The 22,138-nt window shown below is 68.3% G+C and carries 22 protein-coding genes, 1 tRNA gene and 1 pseudogene; 16 read left to right on the forward strand and 8 right to left on the reverse strand.

Annotated elements, in window-relative coordinates; translation table 11 throughout:
- From B2869_RS18595 to B2869_RS18635, 9 genes and pseudogenes are all read left to right on the forward strand, one after another.
- Nucleotides 1–1,033: pseudogene (locus tag B2869_RS18595) on the forward strand (DNA polymerase III subunit gamma and tau); the annotation flags it as partial.
- Nucleotides 1,033–1,626, forward strand: coding sequence for a recombination mediator RecR (recR, locus tag B2869_RS18600; protein ID WP_021199140.1), 594 nt, complete (start codon nucleotides 1,033–1,035; stop codon nucleotides 1,624–1,626). The pseudogene B2869_RS18595 and the gene recR, both read left to right, overlap by 1 nt.
- Nucleotides 1,623–2,540, forward strand: a complete 918-nt coding sequence (locus B2869_RS18605; RefSeq protein WP_292769810.1) for a DMT family transporter — start codon at nucleotides 1,623–1,625, stop codon at nucleotides 2,538–2,540. The genes recR and B2869_RS18605 overlap by 4 nt, the downstream gene beginning before the upstream one ends.
- 227 nt (nucleotides 2,541–2,767) lie before the next feature.
- Nucleotides 2,768–4,048 (forward strand): aspartate kinase, encoded by a 1,281-nt coding sequence (locus tag B2869_RS18610; RefSeq protein ID WP_029258718.1) that lies wholly within the window; start codon nucleotides 2,768–2,770, stop codon nucleotides 4,046–4,048.
- A 180-nt stretch (nucleotides 4,049–4,228) separates the two neighbouring features.
- Complete coding sequence (locus B2869_RS18615) at nucleotides 4,229–5,299, forward strand: aspartate-semialdehyde dehydrogenase (protein WP_021199137.1); 1,071 nt, start codon at nucleotides 4,229–4,231, stop codon at nucleotides 5,297–5,299.
- 83 nt (nucleotides 5,300–5,382) lie between these two features.
- Entirely contained in the window at nucleotides 5,383–6,855 is a 1,473-nt protein-coding gene (locus B2869_RS18620) for a malate:quinone oxidoreductase (protein WP_292769819.1), read from the forward strand.
- A 9-nt stretch (nucleotides 6,856–6,864) separates the two neighbouring features.
- On the forward strand, nucleotides 6,865–7,518 hold the full coding sequence (locus tag B2869_RS18625) for a thymidine kinase (protein WP_021199135.1): 654 nt from the start codon (nucleotides 6,865–6,867) through the stop codon (nucleotides 7,516–7,518).
- 209 nt (nucleotides 7,519–7,727) lie between these two features.
- Nucleotides 7,728–8,450 (forward strand): FadR/GntR family transcriptional regulator, encoded by a 723-nt coding sequence (locus tag B2869_RS18630; RefSeq protein WP_292769822.1) that lies wholly within the window; start codon nucleotides 7,728–7,730, stop codon nucleotides 8,448–8,450.
- A 10-nt stretch (nucleotides 8,451–8,460) separates the two neighbouring features.
- Nucleotides 8,461–9,720 (forward strand): alpha-hydroxy acid oxidase, encoded by a 1,260-nt coding sequence (locus tag B2869_RS18635; protein ID WP_292769825.1) that lies wholly within the window; start codon nucleotides 8,461–8,463, stop codon nucleotides 9,718–9,720.
- A gap of 42 nt (nucleotides 9,721–9,762) precedes the next feature.
- Here B2869_RS18635 and B2869_RS18640 read toward each other — a convergent pair whose 3' ends face one another.
- The 7 genes from B2869_RS18640 to B2869_RS18670 form a co-directional block, all read right to left on the reverse strand.
- The gene (locus B2869_RS18640) at nucleotides 9,763–10,605 is read right to left on the reverse strand and encodes a DUF1295 domain-containing protein (RefSeq protein ID WP_292769828.1); all 843 of its coding nucleotides are present in this window, start codon (nucleotides 10,603–10,605) and stop codon (nucleotides 9,763–9,765) included.
- Between the two features lie 52 nt (nucleotides 10,606–10,657).
- Nucleotides 10,658–11,413: an HAD-IIB family hydrolase gene (locus B2869_RS18645; protein WP_292769831.1), complete on the reverse strand. Its 756-nt coding sequence runs from the start codon at nucleotides 11,411–11,413 to the stop codon at nucleotides 10,658–10,660.
- A complete protein-coding gene (locus B2869_RS18650) occupies nucleotides 11,410–11,886 on the reverse strand; it encodes a VanZ family protein (RefSeq protein WP_292769834.1) in 477 nt (158 codons plus the stop codon). Before B2869_RS18650 ends, B2869_RS18645 begins: the two co-directional genes overlap by 4 nt.
- Nucleotides 11,887–11,953: 67 nt before the next feature.
- Nucleotides 11,954–12,030 (reverse strand) — tRNA-Pro (locus B2869_RS18655).
- Nucleotides 12,031–12,085: 55 nt separating this feature from the next.
- Nucleotides 12,086–12,631, reverse strand: coding sequence for a hypothetical protein (locus tag B2869_RS18660; protein WP_292769837.1), 546 nt, complete (start codon nucleotides 12,629–12,631; stop codon nucleotides 12,086–12,088).
- A 9-nt stretch (nucleotides 12,632–12,640) separates the two neighbouring features.
- Nucleotides 12,641–13,588: a metallophosphoesterase gene (locus B2869_RS18665; RefSeq protein WP_292769839.1), complete on the reverse strand. Its 948-nt coding sequence runs from the start codon at nucleotides 13,586–13,588 to the stop codon at nucleotides 12,641–12,643.
- Nucleotides 13,579–16,143, reverse strand: a complete 2,565-nt coding sequence (locus tag B2869_RS18670; RefSeq protein ID WP_292769842.1) for a transglycosylase domain-containing protein — start codon at nucleotides 16,141–16,143, stop codon at nucleotides 13,579–13,581. Before B2869_RS18670 ends, B2869_RS18665 begins: the two co-directional genes overlap by 10 nt.
- An 89-nt stretch (nucleotides 16,144–16,232) precedes the next feature.
- On the opposite strand from B2869_RS18670, the gene B2869_RS18675 reads away from it, so the two are divergent.
- Nucleotides 16,233–16,457 (forward strand): hypothetical protein, encoded by a 225-nt coding sequence (locus B2869_RS18675; protein ID WP_021199127.1) that lies wholly within the window; start codon nucleotides 16,233–16,235, stop codon nucleotides 16,455–16,457.
- On the forward strand, nucleotides 16,454–16,912 hold the full coding sequence (locus B2869_RS18680; RefSeq protein ID WP_292769847.1) for a RidA family protein: 459 nt from the start codon (nucleotides 16,454–16,456) through the stop codon (nucleotides 16,910–16,912). The genes B2869_RS18675 and B2869_RS18680 overlap by 4 nt, the downstream gene beginning before the upstream one ends.
- Before the next feature lie 86 nt (nucleotides 16,913–16,998).
- Here the strand turns inward: B2869_RS18680 and acs are convergent, their stop codons facing one another.
- Nucleotides 16,999–18,966, reverse strand: a complete 1,968-nt coding sequence (gene acs / locus B2869_RS18685; RefSeq protein ID WP_292769850.1) for an acetate--CoA ligase — start codon at nucleotides 18,964–18,966, stop codon at nucleotides 16,999–17,001.
- Nucleotides 18,967–19,367: 401 nt separating this feature from the next.
- Between acs and B2869_RS18690 the strand changes: the two genes are divergently transcribed.
- The 5 genes from B2869_RS18690 to B2869_RS18710 form a co-directional block, all read left to right on the forward strand.
- Nucleotides 19,368–20,375 (forward strand): TadA family conjugal transfer-associated ATPase, encoded by a 1,008-nt coding sequence (locus B2869_RS18690; RefSeq protein WP_292769853.1) that lies wholly within the window; start codon nucleotides 19,368–19,370, stop codon nucleotides 20,373–20,375.
- The gene (locus tag B2869_RS18695; RefSeq protein WP_292769865.1) at nucleotides 20,375–21,271 is read left to right on the forward strand and encodes a type II secretion system F family protein; all 897 of its coding nucleotides are present in this window, start codon (nucleotides 20,375–20,377) and stop codon (nucleotides 21,269–21,271) included. The genes B2869_RS18690 and B2869_RS18695 overlap by 1 nt, the downstream gene beginning before the upstream one ends.
- 58 nt (nucleotides 21,272–21,329) lie before the next feature.
- Nucleotides 21,330–21,527 (forward strand): DUF4244 domain-containing protein, encoded by a 198-nt coding sequence (locus B2869_RS18700; protein WP_021199122.1) that lies wholly within the window; start codon nucleotides 21,330–21,332, stop codon nucleotides 21,525–21,527.
- Complete coding sequence (locus B2869_RS18705; protein ID WP_292769858.1) at nucleotides 21,527–21,922, forward strand: TadE family type IV pilus minor pilin; 396 nt, start codon at nucleotides 21,527–21,529, stop codon at nucleotides 21,920–21,922. The genes B2869_RS18700 and B2869_RS18705 overlap by 1 nt, the downstream gene beginning before the upstream one ends.
- Nucleotides 21,922–22,138, forward strand: a 217-nt coding sequence (locus tag B2869_RS18710) for a helicase (RefSeq protein ID WP_292769862.1), incomplete at its 3' end; no start/stop codon positions are given. The genes B2869_RS18705 and B2869_RS18710, both read left to right, overlap by 1 nt.

The following is a 22,138-nucleotide window of genomic DNA, read 5'->3' on the forward strand; positions in this document are numbered from 1 at the left end:
GGCTCCCGTCAGCCCGGCCGCCTCCAGGCACACGCCGGAGCCGGTCGTCGTCGAATCCGCTCCTGCTTCCGCTGCCCAGACTCGGGTCGTCGAGGAGGCAGCGAGCGAGAGCGTCGGTGCGGTATCCGACGGTGCCGTACCGGAACCCGCGGCTCCTGCAGAACCCGCGGCTCCTGCGGCATCGCAGGGACCGGTCACGTTCGAGCGCATCCGCGCCGTGTGGCCCGCCGTGCTGACGCGGCTCGAGAGCATCAGCCGCACGTCCTGGCTGCTGGCCACGGCCGTGCAGCCCCTGGCGTACGTCACCGAGACCGAGGTGCTCACGCTCGGATTCACCAGCCAGCACGATGTCGCCAAGTTCAAGGGCACGACCCCGGGCTCAGGGCCTTCCGACCACCTGCGTTCCGCGATCGAGAACGAGCTCGGCGTCCGCGTGAAGTACCTCCCCGCCCCGATGCCGACCGGGGGTGCCCCGCGCCAGCCGGCGTCGTCCGGATCCTCGGCACCGGCTGATTCCGCTCCCGCATCGGAGCCTGCGTCAGCGCGTTCCCCTCGTTCGCAGGTCCGTGGCGCGTCCGCATCGTCGGTGACGGAGTGGGCCGTCGCGTCGATTCCGACCGCGAACGAGGAGTCGGTGCGCGACGCTCCGATACCGTCCGCGCCGCTCCCCGTCGACGATGAGCCCGAAGAGGTCGAGGCAGCGGCCTCGGCACCGATTCCCCCGTCCGACGGTGTCATCGATCGCGACGAGCCGCCGCTGCCCGGCGACGACGAGGCTCCGGCCTACGACGATGAGCCTCCGTACGACCCCTCGTACGAGCCGCCGGCCGACCCGTCCGTGTCGCGCGGGGCTGCTCCCGACCGGTCGGCGCCGCAGACGCAGCGCACGGCCGTCGCCACTCCGCCGGTCGTCATCGAGCGTTCGCCCTCCGTCGGAGGAGTGCAGCGCTACGGTGAGGCCGTGATCCGCCAGGTGCTCGGCGCGACATTCCTGCGCGAAGAGCCCTACGAGCCCCCGACGAGGTTCTCCTGATGTACGACGGCATCGTTCAGGAGTTGATCGACGAGTTCGGTCGGCTCCCCGGCATCGGCCCGAAGTCCGCGCAGCGGATCGCGTTCCATATCCTGCAGACGCCGACGTTCGACGTCGCCCGTCTCGCTGAGCTGCTCAGTGAGATCCGTCTCCGCGTGCGGTTCTGCGAGATCTGCGGCAACGTCGCCGAGCAGGAGCGTTGCGCCATCTGCCGCGACCCGCGTCGCAGCCAGGCGCTGATCTGTGTGGTCGAAGACGCCAAAGACGTCGCCGCCATCGAGCGCACCAGGGAGTTCCGGGGCCTCTACCACGTCCTCGGCGGAGCGATCAGCCCCATCGCCGGCATCGGACCGGACGACCTGCGCATCGCCCAGCTCATGACCCGCCTCGCCGACGGCACCGTGCAGGAGGTCATCCTCGCCACCAACCCCAATCTCGAGGGGGAGGCGACCGCGAGCTACCTCAGCCGCCTGCTGACGACGATGCAGATCACGGTCTCCCGTCTCGCTTCGGGCCTGCCCGTCGGCGGCGACCTCGAGTACGCCGACGAGGTCACCCTCGGCCGCGCCTTCGAAGGCCGGCGCATCCTGTGAGCCCCCACACGGGCTTCTCACGTCGCGGCTGGCTCCTCTTCGGTGCCATGGCGCTGCTGTGGGGAGTTCCGTATCTGTTCATCAGCGTCGCGGTCGAGTCGTTCTCGCCACCGGCGATCGTGGCGGGGCGCACGCTCATCGCGGCTCTGCTGCTGCTGCCGTTCGCCCTCCGCAGCGGCGCGCTGCGTGCCGCTCTGAAGCACTGGCCGTGGGTGCTCGCGTTCGGCGTCGTCGAGATGGCGGGCCCCTTCCTGTTGCTCGGGCACGCCGAGATGACGCTGCCCTCCGGCATGACGGGCCTGCTGGTGGCGACCGTGCCGCTGTTCGCCGCTCTCATCGCCCTCGGCGGTGGCGACCGTGGCGTGCTGCGGCCGGCCCGCGGGATCGGTCTGCTCGTCGGGTTCGTCGGTGTCGCGGTGGTGGTCGCGGGTCCCGGGCTCTTCGGTGGTGAGGTCAGTCTTCTCGCGGCCGGCGAGGTGCTGCTGGTCGCGGTGCTGTATGCGACCGCGCCCTTCATCGTCGCTCGCAAGCTCAACGATGTGCCGTCCCTCGGCACCATCACCCTCTCTCTTCTCATGATCGGGATCTTCTACCTCCCGATCGGGCTGCTCACTCAGCACGAGGTGCCCACTCTGCCGTCGATCGTCGCGCTGCTCGCGCTCGCCGTGATCTGCACGGCGGTGGCCTTCCTGGCCTTCTTCGCGCTCATCCGCGAAGTCGGTCCGGTGCGCGCGCCACTGTTCACCTATGTGAATCCGGTGGTCGCGATCGTCCTCGGAGCCATCGTCCTCGCCGAGCCGTTGACCCCCGGCCTGCTGCTGGGCTTCCCGCTGATCATCGTCGGGTGCTGGTTCGCCGCCACAGGTGGTCGACTGCGCCCGGTCTCTCCCCAGGCTCTCCCGCCCTCCCTCTGAGCCGCGCCCCGCACCTCCTGCCGCGCGCCGCGCCGCGCACCTCCCACTCCGAGTCGTCGAGTGCACGGCTTGCGGTCGAGTGCACGGCTTGCTCACGCGAACATCCTGTGCACTCGGCGACATCCCGTGCACTCGATGCACCGCGACGCGACACATGCGCAACGGGGCATACGCGCCGATCGTAGAATGAGCGTGGGCGGATCCGCCCGTCATCCCAGGGAGTGATCGTGGCCCTCATCGTGCAGAAGTACGGCGGCTCGTCCGTCGCCGACGCAGAGAGCATCAAGCGCGTCGCCAAGCGCATCGTCGATACGCGTCGTGCCGGGCACGACGTGGTCGTCGCTGTGAGCGCCATGGGCGACACCACCGACGAGCTGCTCGATCTCGCCAACGAGGTCGCACCGATTCCCGCGCCCCGTGAACTCGACATGCTCCTCTCCAGCGGAGAGCGCATCTCGATGGCACTGCTGGCCATGGCGATCCACTCGATGGGCTTCGAGGCGCGGTCGTTCACGGGCAGCCAGGCGGGCATGATCACCGACTCGCAGCACGGTGCCGCCCGCATCGTCGATGTCACGCCCGTGCGTCTGCGCGAAGCTCTGGACGAGGGCGCGATCGTGATCGTCGCCGGGTTCCAGGGCTTCAACCGCGACACCCGTGACATCACCACGCTCGGTCGCGGCGGGTCCGATACCACCGCCGTCGCCCTCGCCGCCGCGCTCGACGCCGATGTCTGCGAGATCTACAGCGACGTCGACGGCATCTTCACCGCCGATCCGCGCGTGATCCCGAAGGCACAGAAGCTCGATCATGTCTCGAGCGAGGAGATGCTGGAGCTCGCCGCCAACGGGGCCAAGGTGCTGTACATCCGCGCCGTCGAGTACGCACGCCGTCACGGCGTCCTGATTCACGCTCGGTCGACGTTCTCGTCGGCCGAGGGCACATACGTTCTGGGCGAGGGTATGAAGAACCCCCGCGAAGCCGAGGGAGCAGTCATGGAAGAACCGATCGTCGCCGGCGTCGCCACCGACTTCAGCCAGGCCAAGATCACGGTCGCGGGCGTGCCCGATGTGCCGGGCAAGGCCGCCGAGATCTTCAAGATCGTCGCGAAGTCGGGTGCGAACGTCGACATGATCGTGCAGAACGTCTCGGCCACCGGGCGCACCGATATCTCCTTCACCGTCCCCAAGGCGGATGCGGCGGCCGCCCTCAAGGCCCTCGCCGGGGAGCAGACCGAGGTCGGGTTCCAGAACCTGATCCACGACGACCAGATCGGCAAGCTGTCGGTCGTCGGTGCGGGCATGCGGACGCACTCGGGTGTCTCCGCCACCCTCTTCGAGGCGCTGTCGGCCGGGGGGATCAACATCGAGATGATCTCGACCTCGGAGATCCGCATCTCGGTCGTGCTGCGCGACACCGACCTCACCGAGGCCGCGCGCACCGTGCACACCGCCTACGGACTCGACGGTGACGCCGAAGCCACGGTCCACGCCGGCACCGGCCGCTGATCTCCGCCGTTCATCGCCGTTTTCCTGCCGACTCCGTGCCCCCTCGGGACGCAGCGCCGGCAGTTCGTGAGACCACGGTAGACTCGCCGAAACCCTGACACCGGCGCCAGGCGCAGCTTCATCACCCCGACGCCGCGCCCGAAGCCTCGTACGCAGCACCGCACGACGCCAAGGAACATCATGACCCGCATCTCCGATTCAGGACTCTCCGTCGCCATCGTCGGCGCCACCGGCCAGGTGGGCACCGTGATGCGCGAGATTCTCGCCGAGCGGTCGTTCCCGATCCGCGACCTGCGCCTGTTCTCCTCGGCGCGCTCGGCCGGCACGGCAATCGAGTTCGGTGGAGCGACGGTCATCGTCGAAGACGTCGAGACGGCGGATGTCGCGGGTATCGACATCGCCCTGTTCTCGGCCGGAGCCACCGCGAGCCGCGCTTATGCGCCCCGCTTCGCCGCCGCCGGTGCCGTGGTCGTCGACAATTCCAGCGCCTGGCGCATGGACCCCGAGGTCCCGCTCGTGGTCAGCGAGGTCAACCCGCACGCGATCGACGAGCGCCCCAAGGGCATCATCGCGAACCCGAACTGCACCACGATGGCCGCGATGCCGGTGCTGAAGGCCCTGCACGCCGAGGCCGGTCTCGAGCGCCTGATCGTGTCGACCTACCAGGCCGTCTCCGGCTCCGGCCTCGCCGGTGCCCAGGAGCTCCTCGGCCAGGTCGAGGGCGTGCTCGCACAGGGCGACACCCTCCGCCTCGTGCACGACGGGTCGGCGGTCGACTTCCCCGAGCCCGAGAAGTACATCGCGCCGATCGCGTTCGACGTGATCCCGTTCGCCGGCAACCTCGTCGACGACGGCGACAACGAGACCGACGAGGAGAAGAAGCTCCGCAACGAGAGCCGCAAGATCCTCGAACTCCCGGACCTCCGTGTCGCGGGCACCTGCGTGCGGGTGCCGGTCTTCACGGGGCACTCGCTGTCGATCAACGTCGAGTTCGCCGGCGACATCACGCCCGAGCGTGCGCGCGAGGTGCTGAGCGTCGCTCCCGGTGTCGTGCTCGACGAGGTTCCCACCCCGCTGCAGGCCGCGGGGAAGGACCCGAGCTTCGTCGGTCGCATCCGCGCCGACCAGTCCGCCCCCGAGGGCAAGGGGCTCGTGCTGTTCCTCAGCAACGACAACCTGCGCAAGGGGGCGGCGCTGAACGCCGTGCAGATCGCCGAGATCCTGGCAGAGCGCCTGGCGGTCATAGCCTGACGGTATCCCCGCGATGTGGAAGCGGTCTGACCGGGCCGTGCCGCATGGTCGGCGGTGGCGTGCCCGCGAACTAGACTGGTTCGGTGACTGAAAACGTCGATGTCGTCCTGATCGGCGGTGGCATCATGAGCGCCACCCTGGGTACTCTCCTGCACGAGCTGCAGCCGGAGTGGAAGATCGTCGCCTTCGAGCGACTCTCCGAGGTGGCTCAGGAGAGCTCGAACCCGTGGAACAACGCCGGCACGGGGCACGCCGCACTGTGCGAGCTGAACTACATGCCGCAGCAGGGTGATGCCCCGCTCGACCCCGCCAAGGCGGTCTCGATCAACGAGCAGTTCCAGCAGAGCCGGCAGTTCTGGTCGTCGCTGGTGGAGAAGGGCGTGCTCGATGCGCCGTCGACCTTCATCAACGCGACGCCGCACATGACGTTCGTGCGCGGTGAGAAGGATGTCGCGTACCTCAAGAACCGGTACGAGGTACTCAAGAAGCAGCCGCTGTTCGCGGGCATCGAGTACAGCGAGGATTCCCGCGTCATCAACAAGTGGGCGCCGCTCCTCATGCAGCAGCGGGTGAAGGGCGAGCCGTTCGCCGCGACCCGCGTCCCCGCGGGCACCGACGTCGATTTCGGCGCCCTCACGCACCAGCTGTTCGACCACCTGACCGACTCCGGCGTCACGCTGCGCACCAACCACGAGGTGCGCAGTCTGAAGAAGCAGAAGGACGGTACCTGGCTGGTCAAGTACCGCAACAGCATCGGTCACACCCCGAGCGAGGTCAAGGCGCGCTTCGTGTTCGTCGGGGCCGGCGGCTGGGCTCTCAAGCTGCTGCAGAATTCCGGCATCCCGGAGATCAAGGGCTACGGCGTCTTCCCGATCGGCGGCCAGTTCCTCAAGACCACCAACCCGACGATCGTCGCCCAGCACAAGGCGAAGGTGTACTCGCAGGCGTCGGTGGGTGCTCCGCCCATGTCGGTCCCGCACCTCGACACGCGTGTCGTCGACGGCGAGGCCTCGCTCATGTTCGGGCCGTTCGCGACCTTCAGCCCGAAGTTCCTGAAGAACGGGTCGATGCTCGACATCGTCTCGCAGGTGCGCGCGCACAACCTGCTGCCGATGCTGCAGGTGGCGGTGAAGAACCCCGATCTCATCACGTATCTCATCAGCGAGCTGCTGAAGAACCACGCCAAGAAGGTCGACAGCCTGCGTACGTTCATGCCGACTGCGAAGGACGAGGACTGGACGCTCATCGACGCCGGCCAGCGCGCCCAGGTCATGAAGAAGGACCCGAAGAAGGGTGGCATCCTGCAGTTCGGCACCGAGGTCGTCGCGGCGGCCGACGGGTCGATCGCGGGTCTGCTCGGTGCTTCTCCGGGCGCCTCGACCGCCGTGCCGATCATGCTCGATCTGCTCAAGAAGTGCTTCCCCGCGGAGTACCCGGGTTGGGAGCCCGAGCTGCGCGCGCTGATCCCCACGTTCGGCGAGAAGCTGAACGAGAATCCGGAGCTCGCCGAGAAGTCGACCGAAGCGACCGCAGCCGCACTCGGCATCAACGTCTGAGGTCGCACCGTGGCGAAGCTCTACTTCCGCTACGGCGCGATGAACTCCGGAAAATCGACCGCCCTGCTGCAGGCCGCCTACAACTACGAGGAGCGCGGGCAGCACGTGCTTCTCGCGAAGCCGGCGATCGACACCAAGGGGGCATCCGAGATCGAGAGTCGACTCGGCGTCACCCGTCGGGTCGACTTCCTGATCGATCCCGATGACGACGCGCGTGCGATCTTCGCCGCACATCGCGGGCGCATGCAGCATGCGTCGGACGACGAGCTGCTGCCGGAAGGGCCGAGCGACGTCGCCTGCCTGCTGATCGACGAGGCGCAGTTCCTCACGCCGACCCAGGTCGATGATCTCTTCCGCATCGCGGTGGTCGACGGAATCCCGGTCATCGCCTACGGCATCCGCAACGACTTCCTCACTCATGCCTTCCCCGGATCCGCGCGACTGCTCGCGATCGCGCACTCGCTGGAGGAACTCAAGACCATCTGCCGCTGTGGACGGAAGGCCGTGTTCAACGGTCGCGTCGTCGGTGGACGGTTCGTGTTCGACGGCGACCAGGTCGCTATCGACGAGGGCGCGACCGGATCGGCCTCGCCGGAGCTGACCACCTATGAGTCGCTCTGCGGTACCTGTTACCTCGAAGAGTCCGGTGGTCGCCTGGGCTGAGGTCGGCCCGATCCGTCGAGGCGCCCATCGGCCGGTGCCGTCCCGAAGCCGTGATTCAGGAAGATTGTCGGCCCCGTGCCGCGAAGAGCCGTCTGCGACGCACTTCGTCGTCTTCTTCCTGAGTTGCGCACGCAGCGCGGGGATCGAGCGCGCCTGTTTGCGTGGTCTGACCACACGCGATACTCTGTGGTCTGACCACAGGAGGTTCGATGACCGACCAGCCGGCGCGCGCATGGCGACTCGTGCTCAAGCACATCGAACGCGACCTCCTCGACGGACGTCTCAGTCCGGGTGATCGTCTCCCGTCCGAGCGTGATCTGGCATCCGAGCTCGGCGTCGGACGCTCGAGCGTCCGCGAGGCGTTCCGGGTGCTTGAAGTGATGGGGCTCATCCGCACGGCGACCGGCTCGGGCCCGCAATCGGGCGCCATCGTCATCGCCACGCCCACCGGTGGCATGTCAGCGCTGCTGCGGCTCCAGGTGGCGGCGCAAGGCTTCCCGCTCGACGACGTCGTGCGCACGCGTCTGGTGCTCGAAGACGCGGTCGTCGCCGCGATGGCAGGCGCCCCCGAGCGCGACACGGACCGCGCCCATGAACTGCTCGCCGCGATGGACGCCCCGGGCCTCGCCCCGTCGGAGTTCCTCGCCCTCGACGCGCAGCTGCACCTCTCGCTCGCCGAGGCCAGCGGGAACACGGTCATCGCCGCGATGATGGCGGGTCTTCGTTCCTCGATCGAGTCCTACGTGCAGGCGGGCGTCTCCGCGATCGCCGACTGGGAGGCGATGGCGACGCGGCTTCGCGCAGAGCACCACGCACTCGTCGCGGCGATCGATGCCGCCGACGTCGAGACAGCGCGTTCCCTGGTCCACACGCACATCACCGGCTACTACACGTCCGCGGGCCTGACCCGTGACATCCACCCCCAGATCTGAGAGGCACATCATGGTGCAGCGCCAATTCCCCAACCCCGTCGAGCTCCTCGAGCTGATGAAGTTCAAGAAGCCCGAACTCGACGGTCGCAAGCGACGGTTGGAGGGTGCTCTCACGATCGATGATCTTCGCCTGATCGCCAAGCGCCGCACGCCGAAGGCCGCGTTCGACTACACCGACGGCGCCGCCGAGGGCGAGCTGTCGCTCACGCGCGCACGTCAGGCGTTCCAGGACGTGGAGTTCCACCCCGGGATCCTGCGACCGGCGCCGACCGTCGACACCAGCGTCGAGATCCTCGGCGGTCCGTCCGCTCTGCCGTTCGGAATCGCCCCGACCGGGTTCACCCGTCTGATGCAGACCGAGGGGGAGACGGCGGGCGCGGGCGCCGCGGCCGCCGCCGGAATCCCGTTCACCCTCTCGACGCTCGGCACCACTTCGATCGAGGGCGTGAAGGCCGCCAACCCGCGCGGACGCAACTGGTTCCAGCTCTACGTCATGCGCGACCGCGAGATCTCCTACGAGCTCACCCGTCGCGCCGCCGCCTCGGGGTTCGACACCCTGCAGTTCACGGTGGACACGCCGGTCGCGGGAGCGCGTCTTCGCGACAAGCGCAACGGGTTCAGCATCCCGCCGCAGCTGACCCTCGGCACGATCATCAACGCGATCCCGCGCCCGTGGTGGTGGTATGACTTCCTCACCACCCCGAAGCTCGAGTTCGCCTCGCTCAGCACCACCGGGGGTACCGTGGGCGAGCTGCTGGACGCCGCGATGGACCCCACGATCAGCTATGACGATCTCGCCGTCATCCGCGACATCTGGCCGGGCAAGATCGTGATCAAGGGCGTGCAGAACGTCGAGGACTCGGTGCGTCTGCGCGATGCCGGAGTCGACGGGATCGTCCTCTCGAACCACGGTGGCCGCCAGCTCGACCGTGCGCCGATCCCGTTCCACCTGCTTCCCGAGGTGCGCAAGGCCGTGGGCGACGACTTCACGGTGATGATCGACACCGGCATCATGAACGGTGCGGACATCGTCGCGGCAGTGGCGCTCGGAGCGGACTTCACCCTGATCGGACGGGCGTACCTCTACGGTCTGATGGCGGGTGGACGTCAGGGTGTCGACCGTACGATCGCGATCCTGCGCAGCGAGATCGAACGCACGATGCGCCTGCTGGGTGTCGCCTCGCTCGCCGAGCTCGAGCCCGCGCACGTGACCCAGTTGACCCGCTTGGTTCCCGTGGCCCACGCCGCCGCGGAAGCCCGCGTGCACTGAGTCCTGCGCGTCCGGAGCCGACCGGGAGGTGGCCACGCCGTCTCAGGATTGCGTGGCCACCGCCCTGGTGCGTGGGGGCCACGGCACCAGCATCGACGTGGTCTTGCGGTACTCGGCGTACGCCGGGTACTTCGACGCGGTGATCGACTCGGTGAAGATCGTCGAGCCGATGAAGAGCACGGTCAGCAGAGCCGGACCGATGATCGTCGGATTCAGCACCCCGCCGATGACGCCGGCGCCGCCGGTGACCGCAGCCGTCGCTCCGATCGCGTAGAAGGCCCACCACTGCGCCTGCTCGAAGAAGAAGTTCGGGTGCCGGCTGTATCGGAAGAGGCCCGTCGTGGCGAACCCCGGTGCGAGCGTGCCGCCTGCCTGCTTCTTCCGCTGATGGAACACCCACTGCTGCTGATCGGCGATCGTCTCCCCGACGAGGAAGGCGACGAATGCGGCGATGAACAGGGCATCCCACCCGGTGAGGGCCGAAGGGTGCTGTGCGGCGACGAGGGCGGGTAGCGTGATGAGCACGAGCAGCGCCATCTGATAGCAGATGATGAACAGCACGTTGAAGATCTGGAACTGCCAGGGCCGCATCCGTCCACGCAGGATGGCCCAGCGGTAGTCCTCCATCCCGGTGTAGCCGCCCTTGCGGGCGAAGTTGAAGGTCAGGCGTGCTCCCCACGCGGTGGCGAGCACACCCATCACGACCACGCGCCCCGACCCGTCACCGTTCACGAAAGCGCCGGCGACGAAGATCCAGACGTAGGCGACGGGGACGATCGACCAGGCGCGATCGACCCAGGAGGTGTCGCGGGTGATCAGGGAGAGCACCCAGCAGACGGCGCTGGTGGCCGCGGCGACGATGATGACGATCAGCAGGGCATCCATGACGCCATGCTAGGACTCTCGCGTGTGGTCGCGCAGCGCGACACCGCGAAGGTCAGAGCGTCAGCAGAAGCGCGTCGAGCTTGTCGGCGGTGTCTTCCCAGCCGTCGACGGCGATGGCGGGAACACCGATCGCGAGCACGGGGTAGTCGTTGCCCCCCTCATCGAGCCGGTCGCCGTAGAACAGCATCTCGGTGAGGGCGATGCCGGTGTGCGTGGCGAGTTGCCGCATCCCGAAGGCCTTGTCGATACCGGCTTGGGTGATGTCGATCGAGGTGGAACCGCCCGAGCGGACCTCGAGTCCGGGAAGACGTGCGGCGACCGCATCCCGCAGCGCAGCTCGCTTGGCGCCGGTCGGGTCCCAGTCGTGCTTCGCCTCGCGCGGCGCACGCTGACCGAGCGCCGAGAAGGTGATCTGGGATCCGCGGTCCTCGAGGATGTCGCCCCACGGCTCGGCCTCCCACAGTCCGAGGCGCTCGGCCTCTTCGCGCAGAGCCGTGAGAGCGTCCTGCTTGTCGGCTTCGCTGAGATCGTGAGCGTAGATCGGGGCGAAGTCCGTGCCGTCGTGGCGGAGGTAACGGGTGCCGCAGGTGGGCAGGAGGTGCAACCGGGCGAGATCGGCCGGATCGGCGTCTCCGAGCTGTGCGATCACCTGTGAGCGGAACTGCGCCTCGTTCCCGCCGGAGATGATGGCGACGTCGACCGTCTGCAGCAGTGTGCGCAGGAGCGCGGCGATCCTCGGGTCGATCGATCCCTTCGAAGGGGCGAGCGTGTCATCGAGATCGAAGGCGACGAGTGTGGGCGTGGTCATGATGACTCCAGCCTAGAAGGTGGACGCTGGGAGGATCTCCGGGCGAGGAGCACGGTGAAGGCGACCGCGACGGCGACGCCGATGATGGCACCCGTCGAGTTGGCGACGATGTCGTTCACGGTCGCCGCGCGGTGGGGGAGAGCCACGCGCTGCGCGACCTCGATCATCGCGGACAGCAACGGCCCCACCAGTACGGCGAGGAACCAGATACGTCGGGGGAGGAGCAGGAAGGCGAGGATGCCGACGGGCACGAAGACGAGCACGTTCGCGATGATCTCGAGCCGGGTGAAGTCGAGCCACTCCCAGCCGAGGCGGTGAGCCGTTTCGAGCACGAGGTCGAGCAGATTCGGCATCGACTCCTCGACTTTCGAGGGGGTGAGGGTGAGGGCGGCGAGGCCGATCAGGAACGGGATGCCGAGGGCGAGCGCCCAGGCCCGGGTGAAACGGCGCGGCGGCGGAAGCAGAGAGCTCATGCGTTCCCTTCGTGCACGGTCCCGGTACAGAGAAGGCCGCCCCTGAGGGGCGGCCTTCCGGTGTTACTGGTCGGGGTGACAGGATTTGAACCTGCGACCTCTTCGTCCCGAACGAAGCGCGCTACCAAGCTGCGCCACACCCCGTTTGCAACCCTCCGAGTCTACAGGGAAATGCTCTCCGCGCCGAATCGAGGCCGGATCAGACCTGTGCGGTGATGCGTGCGGTGATGAGCGCGACGATCAGGAGCAGGAGCCCTCCGCCCGTGGAGGCCGCGAGCGTGATGAGGCTCGCACGCCCGCGTGGCAGAGCCATGCAACTGGCGGTGACCAGCATGGGCCAGACATTCGACGTCGTCAACACCCACACGGACAGCATCCCGACGGCACTTTCGCTGTTTCCTCCGCTGGCGCCCAGCCCGATGGCCCACGCGACGATCACACCCCAGATCAGCGTGAACAGGAGTGCGAGAGCGGCGAGAAGCACGCGCGCGGGGGGACGCACGAGCGAGCGGATTCCACGGAGGAGAGCCATCGCGGGGAGCAGGACGCCGATGATGAACACCGCGAGCAGAGTGAGGGCGGATCGAGGCCAATCTGCCAGTCCGAGCTGCGGGCGCGTGGCCTCACTGACGAGGGGCAGAGCGAGCACCGAGAACGTCAGCGGGACCACGAGATACATCGTGCTCGCCCCGAAGGCCACGGTCCGTGCCGTCTTGGCTTCGCCGGGCGGAAGCAACTGTGCCACCCGGCGCGGTCAGCGCCGAGGCTGTGCGGTGAGCGTGAGAAGCGTCGCCTCGGGGCGACAGGCGAAGCGGACCGGCGCGTAGATGGAGTGTCCGCACCCTGCGCTGACGTTGAGCGGCACGGTGCGGCCGTCGTGCGACCAGGTGCTGAGCCCCTTGGCCTGCTTGAGCGGGATGTCGCAGTTCGCCACGAGCGCGCCGTACCCGGGAAGGCATACCTGACCACCGTGCGTGTGGCCGCCGAGGATCGCGTGGGCGCCGAGGCCGGTGAATCCGTTGAGCACGCGCTGGTAGGGCGCGTGCGTGACACCGAGGACGGGCGTCGCTGCGTCGCGGGTGCCGAGCGCCGCGATCGCGTCGGGAAGCTCGTCCAGACGATCCCAGTCGCGGTGGGCATCGTCGACGCCGAAAAGGTCGACATCGGTGCCCGCGATGTTCAGCCGCGCCGCAGAGTTGTTGAGCGAGGTCCAGCCCAGATCGTCCGTGAAGTACCGGTCCATCGCGTCGGTGTCGAGCAGCTCCGGTTTGTGGTTCTTCTTGGACGGGCCGAGGAAGTAGCGGAAAGGGTTCCGCGGAGACGGCGCGGCGACGTCGTTCGAGCCGTGCACGAACACGCCGGGGATGCCGGCAAACGGAGCGAAAGCGCGCCGGATGCCGTCGAGTCCGTTCTCGTGGCCGAGATTGTCTCCGGTGTTCACGATGAGATCGGGCTTCAACTCGGCGAGGGAGGCGAGCCAGTCCTGCTTGCGATGCTGCCACGGTGCCATGTGCGCATCGGAGATGTGCAGGATACGCAGGGACGCGGCACCGGGCGGGAGAGCCACTGCTGAGGCCTCGCGCACGGTGAACAGGTACCGCTCGATGCCGATGCCCCAGATCGCAGCGCCGGCACCCACGGCCCCCACCGCGCCGAGCGCGATGAGGGCCGGGTGTGCGCCGCGGCGTGCCGCTACTGGCACGTCACACGCACGGCGGTCGACTTGCTGGCCGCGGTGCCGGGCGCAGGGTCGGAGTTGCCCACGACGGACGTCGGCGGGTTGCAGGTGTTGTCGAACTCGATGTCCGTGAAGCCCGCGGCCCCGAGTGCGGCCGTCGCCTGGGCTCTCGACATCCCGACGAGGTTCGCCGGGACGGTCGTGCCCTGGCCGTTGCTGGTCGTCAGGGTGACCGTCGCGCCGTTCGGCGCTTCGCCCGTCGGGTCCTGCGCGGCGACCAGACCGGCAGCGAGATCGCTGTCGACCGCTCCTCCGACGGAGACCTGGAAGCCGGCATCGGTCAGAATGCCTGTGGCTTCCTCGACCGACTTGCCCACGACGCTCGGAACCGTCGTCAACTGCTGGCGGGTCAGCTTGCCGTCCGGCTTCGGGAAGGCGTCTCCGCCGTAAGCGGCGTTGGCTGCCCCCTGTGCGGCCTTGGCCAGCGGGTATCGCATGTCGTTGAGGTTCCAGCCGTTCGCGCGCTTCTGGTAGATGTTCGCCTGTCCCTGCCAGCGGCCTGCCCAGACGGCAGTCGCGACCTTCGTGCTGGATTCGATCATCATTGTCGACCAGCGGTCGTGCGTTCCCGTCTTGCCGATGAGGGGCGTGCCGTCATTCGGGTTGGCACGGGATCCGGTGCCGCCGCCGCCCATCACGCTCTGCAGCGCGAACGCCGCGGTTGCTGCGATCTCGGGCTGAAGCACCCCATCCGTGCAGGACGACGCGGGCAGCTCGCGGTCCTTACCGTCGGCGCCGACCACGCGGTCGATCGCGCGCGGGGAGCAGTACTTCCCGCCGCTCGCCACGGTCGCGTACGCATTCGCCATGGCGAGGGGGGAGATGTTCTTCGGGCCGAGCACGTCGAACGGGACGTTCTCGTCGGTGACCTTGTCGCCGTTGGCCAGCGTGACTCCCATGCGGTCGGCCACCTTGTTGATCTCGCAGACGTCGAGCTTCGACGCCATCGCGAAGTAGCCGCTGTTGAGCGAATTCTTCGTGAAGTTCAACACGGAGCTGGTCCCGCCTCCGCCGCCGCCGAAGTTGCCGATCTTCTTCGTGTCCGTGCTCTGCTTGACACCGCACACGGGGATCCGCAGGTTCGTCTGCACGCTTCCGTTGAGCACCTCATTGATGGAGTGCCCCTTCTCGAGCCAGTCGATCAGCGTGAAGAGCTTGTAGGTCGATCCGACCTGGAAACCGCCCGAGTTGCCGTGGTCCTTGTCTCCCGCGAACACCAGCGACGTGTAGGCCTGGTCGTCGGTGGGGGTCTCGGTGAACATCGTGTTCTGCGTCATCGAGAGGATGCGCCCGGTTCCGACCTCCACCGAGACGCCCGCGGCGCCGAAGTTCTGGTTGTCGGCGTTGGCGGGAACGATCTCGGACATCGTCTCGGCGGCCGGGTTCTGGATGCGGTAGTCGAGCGTGGTGTAGATCTTGAGGCCACCGCGGCGGAGCAGATCCGTCCGCTCCTGCTGCGTCTTGCCGAAGGCCTCATCATTCAGCACGATCGACTTCACGTACTGGCAGAAGTATGCGCTCGTGCCGGCAGAGGCACATCCCTGCGTCGGAGGGTTCAGCGCGGGGGCGATCTCCGAGGCATCGGCCTCGTCGTACTGCGCCTGCGTGATCTTGCCGTCCGTGAGCATGCGACCGAGCACGTAGTGTCGGCGATCCTTCGTGAGGGAGTAGCCGTCCGCCGCGGTGTTCAGTGCGACGCCCTCGGCGTTGGTGGTCGTGCCCTGCTCCGGCTTGTCGATGCGATACGTGTTGGGGTTCTGAACGATGCCCGCGAGAGTCGCCGACTGCGCGACCGTGAGGTTCGCCGCGGTCGTCGAGAAGTAGTAGTTCGCGGCGGCCTCGATGCCGTACACGGTGCCGCCGAAGTTGGCGATGTTCAGGTAGCCGAGCAGGATGTCGTTCTTCGAGAAGTCCTTCTCGATCTGGATCGCGTAGCGCATCTCCTGCAGTTTGCGCTCAATGCCCTTGGCGCCGGTCGCGTTGGTCGCATCCTTCCAGCACTGCTGGAGGTCCTCAGAGTAGGTGTCGGACGTGGTGTCGACCTCCTGCTCGCACTTCTGGATGAGGACGTTCTTCACGTACTGCTGGCTGATGGTCGACGCACCACGGCTGGAGGTGCCGCGCACGTTGTCCACCAGAGCCTTCACCGTGGCGCCGATGTTGACGCCGCCGTGGCTGTAGAAGTTCTTGTCCTCACTCGAGAGGATCGCGTCGTACAGGTTCGGGGAGACCTGTTCGTAGGTCACAGGGACGCGGTTCTGCTCGTAGAACGACGCGAGTTCGACCTGGGATCCGTCGGGGGCGGTCGCGTAGATGGTCGACTGCTCCATCGGCGTGCTCGGGTCGAGGCTCTCGGGGAGTTGATCGAAGAGGGTGAGGGCCTGGGTGCCTGCGAGACCGGTCATCGCGAGGACCGGAGTGACGCTGGCCGTGACGAGGAGACCGGCGACGGCGCTCAGGCCGACGAGCCCGACGAGACCGCCGAGCACGCCTCTCACCGTGCGATTCTTTTGGGGCATACGCTTGATCGTAGGGGAGTTCCCTGAATACCGCCTTTGACGAGCCCGCCCCGGATTTCGGGTGTCGTGCCCCGATCGACAGGAGTGCCATGACCACGTGGGAGTACCTCACCACGCCGCTGCTGATCCACAACACCGCAGCCATCCTCAACAACTGGGGCAAGCAGGGCTGGGAGCTCGTCCAGGTCGTGCAGGGCCCCGAGGGCGGGCTCGTCGCCTACTTGAAGCGCCCAGTGACGTCGGACGCGTCGACGAACGCCGGTCTCGCAGCCGCAGAACAGGCCGCCCGTCAGTTCGAGGGAGGCCAGGCATGAGCGTCTCCGCCCGTCTTGCCGAACTCGGCATCCAGCTCCCGGCCGTCGCTGCCCCGGTCGCGGCCTACGTCCCGGCGGTCGTGCACGGCGGTCTCGTCTACACCTCCGGGCAGCTTCCGTTCGTCGACGGTGCGCTTCCGGCCGTCGGCAAGGTCGGCGGCGAGGTCTCCGCCGAGGACGCCAAGTCCTACGCCCGCACCTGCGCGCTCAACGCCCTCGCCGCGGCAGCGGATGCGGCCGGCGGGGTCGATCGCATCGTCGGTGTGCTCCGCGTCGGCGGCTTCGTCGCTTCGGCGGAGGGCTTCACCGGTCAGCCCGGCGTCATCAACGGATCGAGCGAGGTTCTCGGTGAGATCTTCGGCGATGCCGGGCGGCATGCGCGCGCGGCCGTCGGCGTCGCCGAGCTCCCGCTGGGCAGCCCGGTCGAGGTCGAGGTCGCCTTCCTCCTCGCCTGAGCGTCGGTCGGCACGCGGTGTCGCCGTGAACGAGAAACGCGCCTCCCCGATGGGGAGGCGCGTTCTCTTTCTCCTGCCGACGGGTGCTACTTGACCTGCGCCGAGATGATGCTCATCACCGCGGTGTCGGCGAGGGTCGTCGTGTCGCCCACCTCGCGGCCCTCGGCGACGTCGCGGAGCAGGCGGCGCATGATCTTGCCGGAGCGGGTCTTCGGCAGCTCGCCCACGATGTAGACATCTCGCGGGCGGGCGATCGCGCCGATCTGCTCTCCCACCCAGAGGCGCAGCTGCTGGGCGAGGCCGGCAGGCTCGTGCGCGGCGAGATAGCTCTCCTTGATGATGACGAAGGCCACCACTGCCTGGCCGGTGGTCTCGTCCGAGGCACCGACCACGGCGGCCTCGGCCGTCGCTTCGTGCGCGACCAACGACGATTCGATCTCCGCGGTCGACAGACGATGTCCGGAGACGTTCATGACGTCGTCGACACGACCCAACAGCCACAGGTCGCCGTCGTCGTCGAGGCGTGCGCCATCCCCGGCGAAGTAGTAGCCCTGGTCTTCGAACTTCTCCCAGTAGGTCTCCCGGTAGCGCTCGGGGTCGCCCCAGATGCCGCGCAGCATGCTGGGCCAGGGTTCGGTGATCACGAGCAGGCCGCCGCTGCCGTTGCCGACCTCGACGCCGCTCTCGTCGACGACGTCGATCGAGATCCCGGGCAGAGGCACCTGCGCGGAACCGGGCTTGGTCTCGGTCACTCCCGGAAGAGCGGACACCATGATCGCGCCGGTCTCGGTCTGCCACCAGGTGTCGACGATCGGCGTCTTGTTCGCCCCGATGACCTCGCGGTACCACATCCATGCCTCGGGGTTGATGGGCTCTCCCACCGAGCCGAGCAGTCGCAGCGACGACAGATCGAACTTCGCGGGGACGCTGCGGCCGATCTTCATGAACGAGCGGATCGCGGTCGGCGCGGTGTAGAAGATCGACACCTTGTACTTCTCGATGATCTCCCACCAGCGACCGGGGTGCGGGGCATCCGGTGTGCCTTCGTAGAGCACCTGGGTCGCGCCGTTGGCGAGGGGGCCGTATGTGACGTAGCTGTGTCCGGTGATCCAGCCGATGTCGGCCGTGCACCAGAACACATCGGTCTCCGGGTGCAGGTCGAAGACGTACTTGTGCGAGTACGCCGCCTGGGTCAGGTACCCGCCGGAGGTGTGCAGGATGCCCTTGGGCTTGCCGGTCGTGCCCGAGGTGTAGAGGATGAAGAGCGGATTCTCGGCGGGGAACGCCTGTGCCGTGTGCTCCGCGGAGGCGGCAGGGACGGCGTCGTGCCACCAGATGTCGCGGCCGTCGATCCAGTCGACCTCGTTCTCGCCACGGCGGACGACGAGGACGTGCTCGACGGTCTGCTGCTCACCGTCGCCGCGGTCGGCGAGGGCCTGGTCGACGGCCGGCTTCAGCGCCGAGACGCGGCCCTTGCGGTAGCCGCCGTCGGCGGTGATGACGAGCTTGGCGCCGGCGTCGTCGATGCGCGAACGCAGGCTGTCGGCGCTGAAGCCGCCGAACACGACGGAGTGGATCGCTCCCAGGCGAGCGACCGCGAGCATCGAGGCGATCGCTTCGGGGATCATCGGCAGGTAGATCGCGACGCGGTCGCCCTGGCCGATGCCGAGACCTTCGAGCACGTTGGCGACGCGCTTGACCTCGTCCGTGAGCTCGGCGTACGTGATGCGGCGGGAGTCGCCCGGCTCGCCTTCCCAGTGCAGGGCGACGCGATCGCCGTTGCCTGCTTCGACATGACGGTCGAGGCAGTTGTAGGCGACGTTCAGCTCGCCGTCCTCGAACCACTTCGCGAAGGGCGGGTTGCTCCAGTCGAGCACCTGGGTGAACGGCTTGTGCCAGTGCACCAGCTCTCGGGACTGCTCACCCCAGAAGGATTCGCGATCGGCGGCGGCACGCTCGTACAGCTCGGGCGACGAGATGGTTTGGGCGACGAAGTCCTCCGACGGCGGGAACTTCCGGGTCTCGTCGAGAAGATGATCGATCTGGCTGCTCATCGGCAGGCGCTCCTTTGCGGCATACGGGTCTTACGAGCATGGTCGTGGGGGTGGCGACCAGGTCACGGTGAATCTATCTCCGCGGCCTCCTGTCGCATACTGCCGAAAGTCGGTAGTGCGGCCGGTTTTGTCAGGACGGTCGCCTTGCGTACACTCGACGACAGCCGAATTCTCATTCCGGCCTTGGCGTGCCCGATTCCCCCAATCGTGGCCCGTCGTGGGCGGCATCTCATTCCCCCCGTGAGATGCCGCCCATTCCTTTGGGAGCGCTCCCTGCCGTTCCGGGTTCCGCCGGAGGCGTCTCCTGCACCGTGGGCGGATGAGTGGTCTTCTTCACAGGCGCTGAGCCGACCCCCACCTCACGCCTTTCCCGCACGGCGGCCGCGCATAGCGTCGCGTCCATGCCTGATTCCTTCGTCATCCAGCCCAGGGGAGTTCGTTCGGCTGCGCCCGAAGGGGATGCCCCGCCCGAGACCCGTCGCCTGGATCCGGCGTTCGGGCCGCTTCTCACCCACCTCGACGATGCCGTCACCGATGTGTTCGTGAACGGCGCGAGTGGGCTGTTCATCGACCGCGGGAGTGGAGCCGAGCCCACACCGGGGTGGAGGGCTTCGGAACGGGAGGTCCGTGACCTCGCCGTCGCACTGGTCGGTCTCGGGGGACGCCATATCGACGACCAGGCGCCCTGCGTCGACGTCCGTCTCGATTCCGGCGTCCGGGTTCATGCGGTCCTCGCACCGGTGTCGACCACCGGAACCGCCCTCTCGATACGCATTCCCCGCGTACGTGTCGCGGATCTCGACGCGCTCGCCGCTCTCGGCGCCTTCGACGCGCGCCAGCATGCCTGGCTGCTCGGGCTGGTGGCCGAGCGGGCGAACATCCTCATCACCGGGGGAACCGGAACGGGCAAGACGACGCTGCTGTCGGCGCTGCTGTCGGAGGTGTCTTCGACGGAGCGCATCGTCACGATCGAAGACGTCGCCGAGCTGCGTCCGCGTCACCCGCATCACGTCGCCCTCGAAGCGCGGCAGTCGAACCTCGAGGGCACGGGCGGCATCTCTCTGGCGCGACTGGTGCGCGAGTCCTTACGGATGCGTCCCGATCGGCTGGTGGTCGGGGAGTGCCGCGGTGAAGAGGTCCGAGAGCTGCTCACCGCCCTCAACACCGGTCACGACGGGGGTGCGGGCACTCTGCACGCGAGCGGGCTCCGCGACGTCCCCGCGCGGCTCGAAGCCCTCGGCGCCCTCGCCGGGATGGACTCGATCGCTCTCGCGCGGCAGGCGGTCAGCGCGTTCACGATCGTCCTCCACCTCGACCGCGCCCCCGGGGGCACCCGCCGCATCCGGCAGGCGGGGCGTCTCGTGATCGTCGGGGATCGTCTCGATGTCGAGGAGGTGCAGCCGTGGTGATGCGGTGGAGTCGTGTGGGTCGACGAGGACCGACCGGCGCGACGGATGCCGCGACCTCGGTGCAGACGCTGGCCGTGCTGTTGCAGGCGGGAGCTGTGCCGGTCGCCGCGTGGCGGCACCTGGCCGAAGCGGATGATCCGCAGGCGCGGGCGGTCGTCGACCGCCTCGATCGAGGGGTGCCGCTCCTCGAGGCCATCGAGGCCGAGGGCGGGGCGTGGATCGATCTGGCCGCCGCCTGGGAGATCGCGACGACGGTGGGGGCGCCGCTCGCCGAGGTTCTCCGCATGATCGCGGAGACGTTGCGAGACTCCGCGGCCGCGGCTGACGATGTGCGCATCGCACTCGCCGAACCCGCAGGGACCGCACGACTGCTGCTGTGGATGCCGCTCGCCGGGGTGCTCCTCGGGTTCGCACTCGGGTTCGACACCATCGGAGTGATCTTCGGGAACGTGCTCGGCACCGCCTGCGTCGCCCTCGGCCTGCTCCTCGTCGCCGCGGCGCATCTGTGGACGACGCGCCTGCTGCGGCAGGCGCGACCGGCCCCCGGCACCCCCGGGATGCACGCAGAGCTCGTCGCGGTCGCACTGTCGGGCGGGGCCTCGATCGATCGTGCACAGCAGCTGGTCTCGCAGACGTCCCCCTCGGAGACCGGTGATGAACGCGTTCGCTCCGTGCTCGAGCTGTCTCGCGCCGCGGGCGTGCCGGCCGTCGAGCTGCTCCGGGCATCCGCGGCCCAGGACCGACACGCCGCCAGAGTGCAGGGGCGGCTCCGTGCCGCGAAGCTCTCGACACGCCTGTTGTTCCCGCTCGGGGTCTGCACGCTGCCGGCTTTCCTCCTTCTCGGTGTGGCGCCGCTCCTGCTCAGCGTCCTCGTATCCGCGCCGATGCCGCTGTGACGTTCCCGAACACCCGTACACCCCGATGCCCACGCATCCCACAGAAAGAAGGAACACGATGAAGAACATTCCCCTGCTGGATCGACGGCGCGCCGAGGCGTTGTTCGGCGACGACACCGGAGCCGCCACGGCCGAGTACGCGATCACCACGATGGCTGCCGTGGCTTTCGCAGGACTCCTCGTCGTCATCATGCGATCGGACGAAGTGCGTGGCATTCTCACCGATCTCGTGCGCCGGGCGCTGACGGTGTCGTGATGGAGATCGCGAGACGATCCCGGAACGCCCGTGGCGTCGGCGAGCCGTCGCCGGCGCCACGACACGCAGGCGACCGCGGATCCGTCTCGGCGGAGTTGGCCCTCGCTCTTCCCGCGGTGGTGCTGGTGTTCCTGCTCGGCGCGGGAGCACTCGGCGCGGCGTCCCGCCAGGTGGCGCTGCAGGATGCTTCCGCTGACGCGGCGCGCCTGCTCGGACGCGGCGAAGAACAGGGCACCGCGAAACGCATGGTGCAGTCCGCAGTCCCGGGAGCGGGGATGACATCCTCGCTCTCGGGCGACCTCGTCTGCGTCAGCGCGTCGCTCGACGTTTCCGTCGGATCGGTGCTCCGTCTGCCTCTTCGTGCCAGGAGCTGCGCGCTCGACGGGGGACTCTGATGGCGGGTTCCGCGCTCGCGGCGGGTGTTCTCGCCGTCGCGGCGACGTTGTCCCTCGGCCTCGCCGCTGTCGGCGGGGCTGCGGTGACGGCTCAGCGGGCGGCGGGTGCCGCTGATGCCGCGGCGCTCGCCGTCGCGGACGCCGCGAGCGGTGCCGTGCCGACCGACGGGCAGCCCTGTGAACTCGGAGCGAGGGTCGCGCGGGCGTCGGATGCCG

The organism is Microbacterium sp. UBA3486, from assembly GCF_002377845.1.
GTDB classification, from domain to species: Bacteria; Actinomycetota; Actinomycetes; order Actinomycetales; family Microbacteriaceae; genus Microbacterium; species Microbacterium maritypicum_A.

Bases quoted from the DNA above. Each gene is read 5' to 3' on its own strand.
- recR (WP_021199140.1), top strand. From the start codon at position 1,033: ATGTACGACGGCATCGTTCAGGAGTTGATCGACGAGTTCGGTCGGCTC.
- B2869_RS18615 (WP_021199137.1), top strand. From the start codon at position 4,229: ATGACCCGCATCTCCGATTCAGGACTCTCCGTCGCCATCGTCGGCGCC.
- B2869_RS18630 (WP_292769822.1), top strand. From the start codon at position 7,728: ATGACCGACCAGCCGGCGCGCGCATGGCGACTCGTGCTCAAGCACATC.
- B2869_RS18635 (WP_292769825.1), top strand. From the start codon at position 8,461: ATGGTGCAGCGCCAATTCCCCAACCCCGTCGAGCTCCTCGAGCTGATG.
- B2869_RS18640 (WP_292769828.1), bottom strand. From the start codon at position 10,605: ATGGATGCCCTGCTGATCGTCATCATCGTCGCCGCGGCCACCAGCGCC.
- B2869_RS18645 (WP_292769831.1), bottom strand. From the start codon at position 11,413: ATGACCACGCCCACACTCGTCGCCTTCGATCTCGATGACACGCTCGCC.
- B2869_RS18650 (WP_292769834.1), bottom strand. From the start codon at position 11,886: ATGAGCTCTCTGCTTCCGCCGCCGCGCCGTTTCACCCGGGCCTGGGCG.
- B2869_RS18670 (WP_292769842.1), bottom strand. From the start codon at position 16,143: ATGCCCCAAAAGAATCGCACGGTGAGAGGCGTGCTCGGCGGTCTCGTC.
- B2869_RS18675 (WP_021199127.1), top strand. From the start codon at position 16,233: ATGACCACGTGGGAGTACCTCACCACGCCGCTGCTGATCCACAACACC.
- B2869_RS18680 (WP_292769847.1), top strand. From the start codon at position 16,454: ATGAGCGTCTCCGCCCGTCTTGCCGAACTCGGCATCCAGCTCCCGGCC.
- acs (WP_292769850.1), bottom strand. From the start codon at position 18,966: ATGAGCAGCCAGATCGATCATCTTCTCGACGAGACCCGGAAGTTCCCG.
- B2869_RS18690 (WP_292769853.1), top strand. From the start codon at position 19,368: ATGCCTGATTCCTTCGTCATCCAGCCCAGGGGAGTTCGTTCGGCTGCG.
- B2869_RS18695 (WP_292769865.1), top strand. From the start codon at position 20,375: ATGCGGTGGAGTCGTGTGGGTCGACGAGGACCGACCGGCGCGACGGAT.
- B2869_RS18700 (WP_021199122.1), top strand. From the start codon at position 21,330: ATGAAGAACATTCCCCTGCTGGATCGACGGCGCGCCGAGGCGTTGTTC.
- B2869_RS18705 (WP_292769858.1), top strand. From the start codon at position 21,527: ATGGAGATCGCGAGACGATCCCGGAACGCCCGTGGCGTCGGCGAGCCG.